Here is a 14,155-nt window from a genome sequence, read left to right as displayed (position 1 = left end):
GAGTTGTGGATTCTCGCCGTCCGGTATCTGCTGGCGAGGTACGATATTCGGCCAGGGACGCTTCAGCCCCTGTAAAGTCGATACAGCGCCGCTCCTTCGGGGGCGGCTTTTTATTTGGGGAGGTTGAAATGGGAGACATCAGTAAGGACTTCAATTCTTCGGAATTCGCGTGTAAGTGTGGGTGCGGGTTGAAATACCCCGCGCCCGCTCTGTCTCGGACACTGCAAGCGCTTCGAGAAACGGTGGACAAACCTATTCTCATCGTCTCTGGCTGGCGCTGCACGAAGCACAACAAAGATGTTGGTAGCAAAATCCTGGGCAAGCAGGGGTTCGCTCGTGGTCAGTGGGGCGACGAAACGGCCTCGGCTCACACACGGGGCGAGGCTGCGGATATTCGAGTCGCTGGTATGTCGAAGCGCCAGCTCTATGATCTTCTGGTCGAAATGTACGGGCGTAAGGAAATACCCGAGCTGGAATATACCTACATGATACACGCCAGCAGCGCGAACGTGCATATTGGTGTGGACCAGAAGGCACGAAACGGCCGCTTCGGCGGAGAACAATAGGAGGGGCACATGTGGAAGAAGATCGTCAGTATGGCCATGGATCTGGTGGCGCAGATTGAATACGAGTTGAAAGGCAAGACCGGACCGGAGAAGAAGAAGTTAGTAATCGAGCTACTAGTGAAGGCTATCGATATCCCTTTTGTGCCGGATTCGCTCGAAACTCCCATTGAGCGAGTGGTGTATGGATATCTGATTGACCAGGTCTGCGGATGGCTCAACACTCTCAGCGACAGGAAATTCGCGAACCTCGAATTGACCGACGCGCAGAAAGAAGAAATCGTAGCGATGATCGAATTGAAGCCGGAGGAACTTATCTCACCTGAACTCCTCAAAGGCGAGTCTGTCGATGACAAGCTCGATGCGCTTTACACGAAGTACAAGGTACAAGGGTGAGGTGGAAAAATGAACCGCGCAACACGCTGGAACGATAAAGTAATTTTGGATATCCTGCAAAAAATCGGCGAAACCCAAGGCCGAATTATGGGGATAGAGGCGGTGGTGAAAGAAATCCACGAGGACGTGAAAGAAATTCTAAAGAGCGTCGCGCTTATCCCCGATCTACGGAGAATGCTCGTGGAACACTTAAAAGAAGATGAACCCACTGAGCTTTACGTCAACCGAAACATGGCCTCATGGGTGAAAAAGGGGATGTGGGCGGCGGCGACGGGCCTGGCCGGGTGGTTCGTGGCGAAGGTGACGGGACGATAAGAATTTTGTTACAAGGGTGTTACAAGGAGCAAAATTAAAGAGCTTAGGAAAATCTCCTAAGCCCTTGATATCACTGGAGCGGACAACGGGATTCGGACCCGCGACCCTTAGCTTGGGAAGCTAATGCTCTACCAACTGAGCTATGTCCGCACAAAATCACTTACAAATCACTTACGTAGTATACAAAAAACTCGCCTCTTTGACAAGGGGTAATTCACCGGCTATTGTTGGCTGACAATATCAACTACATCATATATCAACTACACCATGAACTTACGGATCATCCCAACCATTTTGTCGTAGCCGTTCAAAAATTGCGCCAGTGTCTTTTTTGTCGCTCCGTAACTGTCGAACTCTTCCGCTTTCATACCGTCCGTGTCGTAGGCACGGTTGAAATCCGGCACGTATTTTTGCAGCAACGACAACATAGCGGAATTTACCGGGGTATCCATACGGTTTTCGACCCTGATGTCGCTTTTTACGAACTTTTTTATCCACGGCGGCGGAATTGTCATCGATACATCCCCGCCTATAAATTCGGTCAGGTGATAAATGTTGCGATAAGCTGCGGCGAGCAGTCTAACGCGGTAACCACGTTCCTTGTACAACGCATAGGCGCGCTTAAAGACCGCGACTCCGCTGAGTTCCAGCGCCAGAGGGTCGATCGTGATTCCCAACGAGTTAACATAATCCTTGATCCAGTCGTCAGTCCGTCCCACCATGATTGTACACACCGGATGCAGGGATGAGTTGTCCTTACCTTCGGCTTCGCGGCGCTTCATGCCTCTCTCGATGGCCTCCGCTACGGCGAGCGCCTGGGGCACGGTAAAGCTAACGGTGGCGTTCACATTCACACCATGATAGGTACTCTCCTCGATCGCTTTCACTCCGGCGGCGGTGACCGGCATCTTCACCATGATGTTGGGAGCGAGGGACTTGAAATGTAGCGCCTGCTCGGTAATTTTATCGACATTGCGATAATATTTGGCGTTCGTCTGGATGGAAATGTATCCTGCCATTCCTCCGGTTCTGTCGAACACGGGTTTTAGTAGTTTCGCTCCGACCACAGCCATGCTTTCGTTCAGTTTCCACGCGATATCGTCCTCGGTATCCGTGGGATTCCCGGCGATCAGTCCCTTGATCTCCGGGACGTAGTTTTCGAGTTCCGCCTCCAAGACTTGGCCAACGATCACGGGATTCGTCGTTGCCCCTACCGCGCCATGTTCTAGGGCGAACGAAAGATCACCGATTGAGCAGTTGTCATTCCAGAACTGGGTCGAAGTAGTCTGGCTCATTTCATCCAATGAACTTTTGAATCCCATCTTTATCACCCATCTCTATCACCTATCAAGTTGCTATAAACCCGTTTTGACGAGTTCGCCGCTTTCAAACGAAGCCTTGCACTTATAAGCGATTCGGGAGACCTGCGTTCCGTCGCGCACGGTCACCTCCGGTTTCCTGTTCTCTCTGACGCAATCCACGAACTCCTGAACCTCGGCGACGTAAGACTCGTCAAAGCGCTCCAAGAAGTTCTGGCTGCATTCGCGGCGCACTCCAGTCGAGTCTATCACCTCCACCAGGTTTTTCTGAGGCACGGACGCTATGCGCAGAATACCCTTAGTCCCGATGATCTCGGTTTCGACGTTGTAGCCGTGCGGCGCGGTACGTCCCGCGAAGAGGAAACCCATTGCGCCATCCTTGAACTTCATGAGACAGGCGACATTATCCCCATCCTTGTACTGTCCAAATTCGGGATGAGCGTAGCAACCTCCGGCGGCCCACACCTCGGTAGGCTCCGATCCGGTGTACCATCTAGCAAGGTCGATATCGTGCACGCACATGTCGAGGAACTGTCCGCCGCTGTGAGGGGCGAAGGCTATCGCGCCGTCGATGAAGCGCTCTGGATCTTGGCTGTAGCCCCGGAACAGGATGACTCGACCTATCTCGCCTGCGTCGACGCGCTCTTTCGCGTAGCGGTATGAGGGGTCAAAACGACGCATGAATCCCAGCATCACAACCTTGTCAGGATGGCGCGTAACAGCTTTTTCGGCTTCAAGACACTCTTCAACCGTAACACCTAGGGGCTTTTCACAAAAAACGTGTTTACCCGCATCAAGGGCTGTGGATATCTGTAACGTGTGCAACGCGGAAGGAGAAGCGATAAGCACCGCGTCCACATTGCCCGATTCACACATTTTCGAGAAATTCGCGTATCTTTCCTTTACATTGAGGCGGTCTGAAACCTCCCACAGTTTTTCGGCGTTCATGTCGCAAATGGCGGAAAGTTCCGCGCCTCGCACTCTGGTCGCCACATTAACGGCGTGCTGTTCCCCCAGCCTTCCAAGGCCTATCAGGCCTATTTTGAGGTCCTCCATCACTTTTACTCCTTATCGATCCTTTCAGCGTACTAATACCTATCATAACTAGAAGATACATTTCGCAGAATATTCCTTTGAGTGTGAAATCAATGAGTATGAAATCAAAGGAAAAACTAAATCTCACAAAGCTCACAGAAATATTTCAAAATATTCCGAAATCTTCCAGGAGCACCGTTATAGTCTCAATATATAAGAATATTTTCACCAATTCCGCCTTTATCGGCCCACCTCCTTGTAATCCTCTTTACTTCATTGTCATTGTCATTTTTTCTGCGTGTGGGTCTTCATGTCGATGATAACGGCCACAACGATTATACAGCCCTCGCACACCTGCTGCCAGTAAGGGTGAATGCCCAATAAAGTCAGTCCATTTCGCAGAACTCCCAAGATCAACGCGCCGACAACCGCACCCCAGATCGTGCCTATCCCTCCGGAATGGCTGGTCCCTCCGATCGTCGTCGCCGCGATCGCCGTCAGTTCGTAACCAGTGGCCGCCCCAGGGTGCACGCTCTGCACTCGCCCCGCCAGAACCACTGCAGCGACTCCAGCCATGAGACCGCATAACGCGTATATTTTCACGAAATTCCTTTTGATGGGGATACCAGAGACCTCGGCCGCCTTGAGATTGCTGCCAATGGCGTACACGCTTTTACCGAAGCGCGTCTTGTTGAGCAGTATCCATGCCACCACGATCATGAGTAGATATACCACGACAGGTGTGGGGATCATGCCTATTTTGCCCCCAAAGAAGGTAAAACCGGGGGAAAGAGTGCTAATGGGGCGTCCTGATGTGTAGATGAGGGCAAGCCCGCGGGCGACGGTGTACATGCCAAGCGTTGCGATGAAAGCGGGTATCCCCGTGAAAGCGATTAGCGTCCCGTTCAGAGCTCCGCACAGACTAGCCACGATCAGCGCCACGATCACAGGAATTACGGCGGGCAAGACGGGAAGGCCTGGAAAATATTTGTTCGCCGCTTCAGGCATCTGCGCCAGACTGGCGGCGATGACGCCCGATAACGCCAACACGGAACCCACCGAGAGGTCTATCCCTTTGGAGATGATCACGAAGGTCATTCCGAGCGCCATAATTCCGAAAATGCAGCTTTGAGTCAGTACATTGAAGAGGTTGGTGGGGGTGCGAAACTGTGGTCTTAAAATAGATATGCCCGCGACCATCAAAATAAGGACCACGATAATCCCATATTTTTTGAACAACTGGATCCAATCGATTCTATTTTCTTGAATCATTGTGTCTCCTCCCATCTACGTAAGTTTTGCAAAACCGGAGGTCATCCCCGCGCCTGTTGGGTTCGGTGATCATGCTACCCCCGAGGCGTAGCGCATAATCTCCTCCTGTTGCAGTTTTTTACTGTTGTCCAGTATTCCCGTCACTCTTCCCTCGTGCATGACCATTATGCGGTCGCTCATGCCAATGACTTCCGGCAATTCCGAGGAGACCATGATCACACTTTTGCCCTGTCCCGCAAGTTTACTTATGATAGAGTGTATCTCGGCTTTCGCGCCAACGTCGATCCCCCTTGTCGGCTCGTCCAAAAAAAGTATGGACGGAGACGTCATAAGCCAGCGGGCGACCAGAACCTTTTGCTGATTACCTCCGGACAGATTTTCCACCTTCTGGTAAGGCGACGGAGTTTTGACGTTGATGACGCTGATGTATTCGTTGCAAACGTTCAATGACGACCTGTCATTCAGAATTTGGGCTTTGTTGGTGTGCTGATCCATACTCGCTATGAACATGTTGAACAGAACATCGAGCATCGGAAATATGCCCGTCTCCCGCCTGTCCTCGGTCAAAAACGCCATCCCATTTGCTATCGCGTCGGCCGGTTCTTTTATTTCGACGCGGCGTCCGTCTATGAATATTTCTCCGGCGTCCAGGGACTTGATGCCGAAGATACTCTCTATGACCTCAGTTCTTCCAGAACCGAGAAGCCCCGCGATGCCCAATATCTCGCCCTTGCGCACGCTGAATGAGACATCGTGAAAGAACCGCGAATTGCGGAGTCCTTTCACCTCCAGGTGCACGTCGCTGATATCGCAGGAGATCTTGGGGAACATGTCGGAAACAGAGCGCCCGACCATCATAGTGATCATTCGGTCCATAGTGGTGTTGGCCGCGTTGTCTGTGCCCACATATTCCCCGTCGCGAAGGACCGTGATGCGATCAGCTATCTTGAATATCTCGTCCATCTTGTGCGATATGTAAACGATGCCCTTACCTTCGTCGCGAAGCCTGTTGATTATCTTGAAAAGTTGAGCCACTTCGCTCTCCGCTAGCGCGCTCGTCGGTTCATCCATAATAATGAGCGCCGCGTTGTACGAGATAGCTTTAGCGATCTCGACCATCTGTATCTTGGCAACTGTGAGGTCCCTCATCAGCGTGCGCGGATCCACGTCCAAATCGATAACCTTCAGTACATCCCTGGTCATCTGAGCCATCTTCGCGTGGTCGACCAACCCTAGACCTGTTAGCGGTTCGCGTCCGAGCCAGATATTTTCCATAATGGGTCGGTGTAGCACGGGACTCAGTTCTTGATGAATCATGGAAATTCCCATTTTCAGCGCGTCAGACGTATTGTAATGTCCCAGGCGATTGCCCTTGAATATTATCTCTCCCGACGTTTGCGGGTGAATGCCGATGAGGCACTTCATCAACGTGGATTTGCCCGCGCCATTTTCACCCATGAGCGCGTGCACTTCGCCTTCCCTTACGTCGAAATCCACTCCCTTAAGGGCTTTAACTCCAGGAAAAGTTTTGACTATCCCCTTCATTTGAAGAAGAGGAACTTTGTCTTCAGGGGTCATTCAGCCGCACCGATCCTTTCAGCGTACTAATACCTACTCATAACTAGTAGATATATTTCGCATAGTATTCCTTTAATTATAAGTCAAAGGAAAAGCTGAATCTCGCAAAGCTCGTAAAAATATTTCCGAAATATTCCACAAGCACCGTTGTAGTCCTGATTTACGACAATATTTTCATCACAGTAGAGACACACGATCTCTACACACAAACGTTCAGATGTCCGGGGCAATAGCCACTATACGGTCTTGGTTTTCAGCTGCAACGTCAGCAACTATTGGAACGCGTATAAACCACCGACCAGACTCCAGAATCAATAATCAATCGTAATTTTTGCCTTCATCGACCCACCTCCTTATTGTGGAAACGTATAACTTTATTTACGCTGCCTGATGCACTAATGGGGAGAACGCGCGCTCTCTCCCCATTATGGCGCTATTGATTGTTGATATTGTCCTTATTAATGACGTCGGCGGGAAGTTTCTGAAGCTGCTCAACCTTTTCGCCGTTGAGAATCTTCACCGTGATCTCAAGACTGCCTTTGCCCTGAGCAACTGGATCTTGCAATACTGTTCCGCCAAGTTTTCCGCTTTTGATCGCCGCCAGCGCGTCTGGAATGGCGTCGTTTCCGAACACCAAAACATCCTGTCTGCCCGCGTTTTCCAGAGCCATTATCGCGCCAAGCGCCATTTCGTCATTGTTGGAGAGAATGGCGTTAATCTGTTCGCCATACGCTGTGAGCCAGTTCTCGGTGATGTTCAATCCTTGGTCACGCTGCCAGTTGCCGGTTTCCTTGGCAAGTATCTTGATGTCGGGGAATTTTTCCTGTACGGTCTGCTCGATTCCGGCGGTGCGGCCCAGAGCGCCCTCGTTCGAGAGAATGCCCATAAGGATGCAGATGTTACCCTTGCCGCCCATAAGCTTGCCCGCGTACTCCATTTGGGATGAGCCCTCGAGGATCGAATCGGCTCCGGTGAAGTATACGTTCTCTGGCATTCCGCCGCTGGGGTATGGATTGCGGTTGACGAATACCAAGGGTTTTTTGGCGTCGGCCGCCGCTTTGATGATCGGCTGAACGGAGCCCGTGTTAACCGGAACTACGATCAGAGCGTCCACTCCGTTTTGGATCAGGTTATTGACTTGATCCTGTTGACGAATGTCGTCTTCCTGCGCGTCGAGAACCTCCAGATCGACTCCTGCCTCGACTGCCGCCGCGCGCGCCGCATCGACAATATAGGTCTGGAATGTGTCATTGAAATTATTGCAACTGTAGCCGATTTTGAACTTGGCCGTCGCGGCGAATGCCTCTGTTCCCGACGCCAATCCCAGCGCCAATATCGAACAAACCGCCAAAAATACTGTAAACATCCTCTTCTTCATCTTCTGTTTCATCTTCTGTCGTTCCTCCTTCGTTTTAAATGCGCCCTTCGCCGCTAAATAGGTTCGTCGGACGTCAATAATATTTGCGGATATACTCCATTGCCTTTACGGCGTATTCAAACGGGTCGGCTTTCGCAGGATCCTGCTCCGCCTCGACCACCATCCACCCGCTGTAGTCACCTTTGTCCAACAAATCGAATACTGGCGCGAAATCAATTACCCCATCTCCAGGAACCGTAAAAGTTCCCATCTTAACTCCATCTAGAAATGACTTGCCCTCCCGGCGCACAAGCTCCACTTTTTCTGGACGAACGTCTTTGAGGTGGACGTGCACTATACGAGGCAGGTAATCTTCAAGCACTTTAACGACGGATTCCTGGGATCCTTCTGAATAGTAGACATGCCCTGTGTCATAGAGCAGGTAGACGTTGCCGTTCGTTTCCCTCATGAAGCGGTCGATTTCGAGAGTCGTCTGAACGCCTGTGCCCATGTGGTGGTGCAGGCACACTTTCATTCCCTCCCCCTCGGCGATTTTCGCGATCTCGTTATAACCGGCGACCACAAGCTGCCATTCCACCTCCGTGAAGACTTTTTTCGCGTTGAATATCGGCTTGTCGGTTCCCTGCGCGCTTCCGCTCTGTTCCGAACATCCGATCACAAGGGCACCCATAAACTTCAGAAATTTCATATGTTTCGTGAAATTCTCGATCGTCTCCGCTTTTTTTCCGTCCGCGAAAAACGTGCTGAACCAGGCGTTACAGATCACCAATCCGCGGGCGTCCAGTTTCCGCTTCAGCAATTCTGGATTGTGGCGCGGAAATTTACTGCCGACCTCGCATCCCTTGAAACCGGCCAGAGCCATCTCGCTCACGCATTGCTCGAAGGTGTTCTCGCTCCCCAGTTCGGGCATGTCGTCGTTCGTCCAGCCGATTGGGGCGATGCCCAATTTGACTTTGCTTTTATTCATATGAAAATCCTCCTATATTTCTGCTACTTTTGCTACTTTTTATAAAAGGCCGGGCACGGAGGCATGTCTACCGGTTCAGTCGCGAGAGTCGTCTGAGATTTTATGCAAGCATCCGCTGCCACGGCGGCCGCATACCCATCCCACGCCGAAGCGCCCGACGTGAATTTCCCGGACTTCGCGTTCTCGATGAACGCTTGAAGCTCTACGTCATATGCGTCAATAAAACGCGTTTTCCAGTCCGTCAACAACGCCCGCTCGTCTCGCGCGGCCCTTCTGATAGGAACGGCCATCGGTTCCGGGAGGGACGCTATGCCGTTTTCGCCGATGACCTCGCACTGCACGTCATACGCAAATTTGCTGAAGACGTATATCTCGGCGTTGATGTGGATTCCCTTTATAGTTCGAAGCACTACGATCTGCGGGTCGCGAACCGCCTCTGGTGCATTGGCGCTGCGACGCGGAAAATAGACCTGCACCGTGAGATAATCATCATCAAGGAGCCAACGCAGAACGTCGAGTTCGTGGATGAGGGTGTCGTTGATAGCCATAGAGGTTTTGTAGTAAGGTACGTTATCGTAATTGAAGTGTCGACAGTTCACAACAAGAGGTGAACCTATCGTTCCGTCGTCCAAAGTTTTTTTGAGAGCCTGATAACCCCGGTCGAACGGACGCATGAAACCCACCTGGACGAGGCGCCTGCCTCGACCTATTTCGGCGTTAACAATATTGCGACACGCCTCGGCGGTCTCAGCCAGGGGCTTCTCGCAAAACACCGGTTTGCCCGCCTCGATTGCCGAGATGACGAACTCCTCGTGTTTTGCCCCCCAGCAAGTAACCAACACGGCGTCTACGTTGGGAGATTGGATCAGTTCATGCCCATTCGCGAAAAAAGACGCGTCAAATTTTTCCTCAGCCATAAACTTTCTGACCGCTTCTTCGTCAACGTCACTCAAAGCCGTAACCGTACTACCAGGCAATACCTTGGCGCACCTGTGCGCGTGCTCTCTTCCTATCGCTCCAACCCCGACAACTCCTATCTTCAAAGGCACCAGGATTTCTCCTTTCTAAAGTGAGATAAGGTATACGGTTTGCTGTTTTGCCGCGCTGCCGACAGAACGTCGTTCAACCGGCAACGCGGATATGAGAAAAGTAGCTTATTTTAAATTATATTATTTATGTCAAAATTTTTTTCGAAAAGCGAAAAGATTAAAGCATTTTTAACAGATTAAAGCGTTTTTAACTTAACTAGCTTAACTTAACTAACCTAACCTAACTAACTTAACTAAGCTTAGATTAGTATAATTAGCTTTTTTTTAAAAGTCAAGAAGCGTTTGCTAATTTCTTGGAAAGTTTATCAACTCTTAACCAATATCACTCTTATATCCTTTTAACCCAATATCCTTTTAACCCATATCACCTTTAACTAAGACCACTTTGCAGGCATTGCGTTCCAGATAGTTACGGAATGTTTCCGGGAGAGGCGCTTCTGTGACTAGGCAATCAAAATCACTTAGATCGGCGAATGTCCGCAAAGAGATCACGCCCTGCTTGGAGTGATCCACCAGCAAGAACCTTTTCTGGCTTCTTCTGATCGCCGCTTGTTTGACGTCGTATTCGTCGGCGAAATAGTTAGTGGCGCCTTTCTCGACCGTGATTCCCGTTGAGGCCATGAACGCCTTGCTGATGTTGAACGATTCGAGCGAGTTTGCGGCGCTCGCTCCGGTGAAAGAGAGCGTCTTCCTGTTGAGGGCGCCGGACAGGGATATGATGTTGATATTTTCGTGGGGCAGAGCTGACACGATAAAGTCCAGATTGTTCGTGATGACCGTCAGGTCCGTTTTATCCTTGAGATGGTCGACCATGTGACAAGTGGTGGTTCCGGAGTCTACAAATATAATATCGCCGTCTTCGACGAATTCGGCCGCGCATTTCGCGACACGTTTTTTTGCGTCCAACGCTCTCTTATTGCGTTCCGTGAAAGGCATGAGTTCGTCTTTTTCCACGACTCGGACTCCGCCGTAGATCTTCCTTATGCACCCTCGCTTGTGGATTTCATCGATATCCCTGCGGATGGTGTTTTTCGAGACGGAGAATACCTTGCACAGTTCGTCGAGATTGACGACCCTGTGCTGAATCAAATAATTTTCTATGGCGTCGATGCGTTGTGGACGTAGCATGATCCAAACCTCTCTCCCGTATTTTTCCATATTCGCGATTCGCGCAAAACGTACACAGCGTTTGCAGTATGACGCTTGATGATTCAATATAAGTGTACAACGTATCGTGAGTAAGTTACAACCTGGTTGTTTCAGCGTGAATGATGAGCGATAATAGATGAGCGATAATATATGAAAATCTGGGGCGGAGGCGTTGGGGGAGATAATAAAGGCGAACGGAAGGAATCCTGTCGGGGGTCCCGATTACTTAAAATCTCAAAACACAAAAATGCCTATTGACTATTCAAAAAATGGTAATATGCTGGTAGAAAGAAGCGTTGCGCAAGAAATTTCTCAAAAGTTACCCAAATAATATATTTACGGAGACGACTGGTTCGTCACGGCAGATATCGAGGGAGGCATGGAGAACGTGAAAACCATCCGCTTAACTGTAGGGCAGGCGATAGTTCGTTTTCTCGACAGCCAGTACGTGGAATTTGACGGGGTCGAAAGCAAGTTTGTGAAAGGCGTCATAACGGTATTCGGGCATGGAATAGTCCTTGGCATTGGCGAAGCGATGGCATCGTACAACGGAGACATGCGCTTTTATATGGGCAAGAATGAGCAAGGAATGGCGCACACCGCGATAGGCTACGCTAAACAGAAGAACCGCCGAGAGATAATAGCTTGCGCGGCCAGCATCGGGCCCGGCACCACCAACTTCGCGACAGCGGCGGGAACGGCGACGGTGAACCGTATTCCGTTGCTGTTGTTCTGCGGAGACACTTATGCTACTCGCCAGCCGGACCCGGTCCTTCAACAGCTCGAACAACCCGCGAACTACAGCGTGACGGTCGCCGACTCCCTGAAACCCTTATCGAAATATTGGGATAGGGTGACGCGCCCCGAACAGGTGATGAGCGCGTTGCTCAACGCATTCCGCGTGCTGACGGACCCGGTGGAGACCGGCGCGGTGACAATCTGTTTGCCGCAGGACTCCGAGGCGGAAGCCTACGATTATCCCGAAAACTTCTTTGAGAGACGGATACACCACATCGAACGCCGAGTCCCCACTAACGGAGAGATAAAGCGAGCCGCGGAACTCATCGCTGGGAAGAAAAAACCTATGTTGATATGTGGAGGCGGGGTTCTGTATTCCGAAGCGGGGGAGGCGCTTCGCGCCTTCGCGGAAAGACACGGCGTGCCGTTTGCCGAAACGCAGGCGGGCAAAGGAGCCATACTGTGGGATCATCCGCTAAACCTTTCGGGCGTCGGCGTTTCGGGTTCGACAGCTGGCAACAAAATAGCTAAAGAAGCGGATCTCGTCATCGCCGTGGGAACAAGGCTGGGAGACTTCACCACGTCATCCCGGTGGCAGTTCCAGAACCCGGACGTCGATATCCTATCAATCAACGTCAGTGGGTTCGATGCCTATAAAATGAACGCCCGCCAAGTTGTGGCCGACGCGCAACTGTCGCTGTACGCGTTGGACAACGCGATAGGCGGATACAAGGCGTCTTGGGGCGACGAAGTCAAGCGCCTCAGAGATGAGTGGTTTGTCGAGGTTGACCGCGTATTGTCGCTGGAGACGGAGCGTGGGATTGCTCAGACCAGAGCGCTGGGCGAGATGTGGAAGGCTATGGAAGCGGACGACATCATCATTTCCGCCGCCGGGAGCCTGCCCGACGACGTCCGCAAATTCTGGAAGACGCGCGCGTACAAATCCTATCACGTCGAGTACGGATTCAGTTGCATGGGATACGAGGTCAACGCGGCTGTCGGGGTCAAATTGGCAGAGCCGAGCAGGGGTGTGTACGCGGTGGTCGGAGACGGCACATGGCAGATGTTACACTCGGAACTGCTGACGGCCGTCCAGGAAAATCTCAAGATCACCGTGGTCGTATTCGACAACCAGGGATTCGGCTGCATCGAAAACCTACAAAACAGCCAGGGGATTGACTCTTTCTGCACCAGGATCGCCGCGCGAAACGAGAAAACAGGCCGTCTGGATGGCTCACCGCTCGAAATCGACTACGCGAAGGTCGCCGAAGGATACGGGGCGAAGGGCTTCAGGGCATCAACCCCACAAGAGCTGGCGGAAGCGTTAGCGTCCGCAAAGAACGAACCGGGCGTTTGCGTCATAGACGTGAAAGTGCTGCCGAAGACGATGGGCGGCCGCTATGAGGGATGGTGGCGCGTTGGCACGCCGCAGGTTTCGGAGAATCCCAAAGTGCTCGAAGCCCGAAAAGAGCAAGACGACGAGATCATCAAAGCCTGGAAGTATTGATGGAGATTTTTCGAGGGGCAGCGTATTCTGCCCCTTTGCGTATTTTAGGAGGAGTGCGATATGCAGCCAAGGATATTTGTGCAGGGTTATAATGCCCTGACGGACAGGCGGGGGATTCATCCTGAATCCCTTATGGATATAGGGGTGTACGTGTTCTCTCCCGGAGAGAAATTCACGTTTCGAGCCGAACGCGACGAGTCGGCGTTCCTTTTGCTGGATGGGGAAGTATCGTTTGAATGGAATGGACTCTCGGAGAGCGCGTCTCGTCACAGCGTTTTCGACGCGCCGCCGACGGCTCTTCACGTTTCGTCCCACGTGGATGTGGCGATCACAGCCAAATCGTCCGCCGAGGTCCTGATACAGAAAACCGATAACCCTCGCGCCTTTGAGCCCGTGTTTTACCCTTCTTCTTCGATCAAAAACGTATTTCTCGGTGCCGACAACATGCAAGGTTGCGCCAAACGTGTTCTGCGGGATATCTTCAACTACGGCAACGCTTCTTATTCCAACATGGTGCTTGGCGAGGATCTGCACCTGCCTGGGAGATGGAGCAGCTACCCGCCACACCATCATCCCCAGCCGGAGGTATACTACTACAGATTCGACAAGCCTCAGGGATTCGGGGTCACGATCGTGGGAGATGACGCGACCGTCATTAAACATAACCACATATGCGTAATACCCGGCGGAGAGTGTCATCCCCAGGCGGCCGCCCCGGGATACGCCATGTATTACACTTGGATGATACGCCATCTCGATGGTAATCCCTGGACTGACCGCATTGACGACCCCAAACATGTATGGCTGCACGATAAGGACGCGATAATCTGGAACGGCCCGGCGCGCGCGTGACAGTAGAGTAGGATTAAAAGGGCGCGACTAAGGAGTT

Annotated in this window: 13 protein-coding genes and 1 tRNA gene; 5 read left to right on the top strand and 9 right to left on the bottom strand. The window is 51.6% G+C overall.

Features of this window, described 5'->3' with window-relative positions:
- From LBJ36_05425 to LBJ36_05415, 3 genes are all read left to right on the top strand, one after another.
- Window positions 1–566: hypothetical protein (locus tag LBJ36_05425; protein ID MDR1378473.1), on the top strand; the 566-nt coding region annotated here is incomplete at its 5' end.
- 9 nt (window positions 567–575) lie between these two features.
- A complete protein-coding gene (locus LBJ36_05420) occupies window positions 576–959 on the top strand; it encodes a hypothetical protein (protein MDR1378472.1) in 384 nt (127 codons plus the stop codon).
- Window positions 960–968: 9 nt separating this feature from the next.
- A complete protein-coding gene (locus LBJ36_05415) occupies window positions 969–1,274 on the top strand; it encodes a hypothetical protein (GenBank protein MDR1378471.1) in 306 nt (101 codons plus the stop codon).
- Between the two features lie 74 nt (window positions 1,275–1,348).
- Here the strand turns inward: LBJ36_05415 and LBJ36_05410 are convergent.
- From LBJ36_05410 to LBJ36_05370, 9 genes are all read right to left on the bottom strand, one after another.
- Window positions 1,349–1,424: transfer RNA gene (locus LBJ36_05410), tRNA-Gly, on the bottom strand.
- Between the two features lie 110 nt (window positions 1,425–1,534).
- Window positions 1,535–2,596, bottom strand: a complete 1,062-nt coding sequence (locus LBJ36_05405; GenBank protein ID MDR1378470.1) for a transaldolase family protein — start codon at window positions 2,594–2,596, stop codon at window positions 1,535–1,537.
- A 33-nt stretch (window positions 2,597–2,629) separates the two neighbouring features.
- Window positions 2,630–3,649: an inositol 2-dehydrogenase gene (gene iolG / locus LBJ36_05400; protein MDR1378469.1), complete on the bottom strand. Its 1,020-nt coding sequence runs from the start codon at window positions 3,647–3,649 to the stop codon at window positions 2,630–2,632.
- 264 nt (window positions 3,650–3,913) lie between these two features.
- Window positions 3,914–4,900, bottom strand: coding sequence for an ABC transporter permease (locus LBJ36_05395; GenBank protein MDR1378468.1), 987 nt, complete (start codon window positions 4,898–4,900; stop codon window positions 3,914–3,916).
- Between the two features lie 69 nt (window positions 4,901–4,969).
- Window positions 4,970–6,445: a sugar ABC transporter ATP-binding protein gene (locus LBJ36_05390; GenBank protein MDR1378467.1), complete on the bottom strand. Its 1,476-nt coding sequence runs from the start codon at window positions 6,443–6,445 to the stop codon at window positions 4,970–4,972.
- A 466-nt stretch (window positions 6,446–6,911) separates the two neighbouring features.
- The gene (locus LBJ36_05385) at window positions 6,912–7,868 is read right to left on the bottom strand and encodes a substrate-binding domain-containing protein (protein ID MDR1378466.1); all 957 of its coding nucleotides are present in this window, start codon (window positions 7,866–7,868) and stop codon (window positions 6,912–6,914) included.
- Between the two features lie 61 nt (window positions 7,869–7,929).
- On the bottom strand, window positions 7,930–8,823 hold the full coding sequence (gene iolE / locus LBJ36_05380) for a myo-inosose-2 dehydratase (GenBank protein ID MDR1378465.1): 894 nt from the start codon (window positions 8,821–8,823) through the stop codon (window positions 7,930–7,932).
- Window positions 8,824–8,855: 32 nt separating this feature from the next.
- Entirely contained in the window at window positions 8,856–9,872 is a 1,017-nt protein-coding gene (locus LBJ36_05375) for a Gfo/Idh/MocA family oxidoreductase (GenBank protein MDR1378464.1), read from the bottom strand.
- Window positions 9,873–10,226: 354 nt separating this feature from the next.
- Complete coding sequence (locus tag LBJ36_05370) at window positions 10,227–11,000, bottom strand: DeoR/GlpR family DNA-binding transcription regulator (protein MDR1378463.1); 774 nt, start codon at window positions 10,998–11,000, stop codon at window positions 10,227–10,229.
- Between the two features lie 400 nt (window positions 11,001–11,400).
- Between LBJ36_05370 and iolD the strand changes: the two genes are divergently transcribed.
- The gene (iolD, locus tag LBJ36_05365; GenBank protein MDR1378462.1) at window positions 11,401–13,266 is read left to right on the top strand and encodes a 3D-(3,5/4)-trihydroxycyclohexane-1,2-dione acylhydrolase (decyclizing); all 1,866 of its coding nucleotides are present in this window, start codon (window positions 11,401–11,403) and stop codon (window positions 13,264–13,266) included.
- 60 nt (window positions 13,267–13,326) lie between these two features.
- Window positions 13,327–14,118 carry a 5-deoxy-glucuronate isomerase gene (locus LBJ36_05360; GenBank protein MDR1378461.1) on the top strand — a complete coding sequence of 264 codons (792 nt, stop codon included), beginning with the start codon at window positions 13,327–13,329 and terminating at the stop codon, window positions 14,116–14,118.
- The last annotated feature ends 37 nt before the right edge of the window (window positions 14,119–14,155 follow it).

This window comes from Synergistaceae bacterium (genome assembly GCA_031267575.1).
Taxonomy (GTDB): domain Bacteria; phylum Synergistota; class Synergistia; order Synergistales; family Aminobacteriaceae; genus JAIRYN01.
The sequence above is the reverse complement of the archived record's forward strand: the minus strand, read 5'-3'. Positions and strand labels throughout refer to the sequence as shown.

Excerpts from the sequence above, each read along its gene's own strand:
- LBJ36_05390 (MDR1378467.1), bottom strand. The coding sequence starts at position 6,445 with ATGAAGGGGATAGTCAAAACTTTTCCTGGAGTTAAAGCCCTTAAGGGA.
- LBJ36_05360 (MDR1378461.1), top strand. The coding sequence starts at position 13,327 with ATGCAGCCAAGGATATTTGTGCAGGGTTATAATGCCCTGACGGACAGG.
- iolD (MDR1378462.1), top strand. The coding sequence starts at position 11,401 with ATGGAGAACGTGAAAACCATCCGCTTAACTGTAGGGCAGGCGATAGTT.
- iolE (MDR1378465.1), bottom strand. The coding sequence starts at position 8,823 with ATGAATAAAAGCAAAGTCAAATTGGGCATCGCCCCAATCGGCTGGACG.
- LBJ36_05405 (MDR1378470.1), bottom strand. The coding sequence starts at position 2,596 with ATGGGATTCAAAAGTTCATTGGATGAAATGAGCCAGACTACTTCGACC.
- iolG (MDR1378469.1), bottom strand. The coding sequence starts at position 3,649 with ATGGAGGACCTCAAAATAGGCCTGATAGGCCTTGGAAGGCTGGGGGAA.
- LBJ36_05420 (MDR1378472.1), top strand. The coding sequence starts at position 576 with ATGTGGAAGAAGATCGTCAGTATGGCCATGGATCTGGTGGCGCAGATT.
- LBJ36_05385 (MDR1378466.1), bottom strand. The coding sequence starts at position 7,868 with ATGAAACAGAAGATGAAGAAGAGGATGTTTACAGTATTTTTGGCGGTT.
- LBJ36_05370 (MDR1378463.1), bottom strand. The coding sequence starts at position 11,000 with ATGCTACGTCCACAACGCATCGACGCCATAGAAAATTATTTGATTCAG.
- LBJ36_05395 (MDR1378468.1), bottom strand. The coding sequence starts at position 4,900 with ATGATTCAAGAAAATAGAATCGATTGGATCCAGTTGTTCAAAAAATAT.
- LBJ36_05415 (MDR1378471.1), top strand. The coding sequence starts at position 969 with ATGAACCGCGCAACACGCTGGAACGATAAAGTAATTTTGGATATCCTG.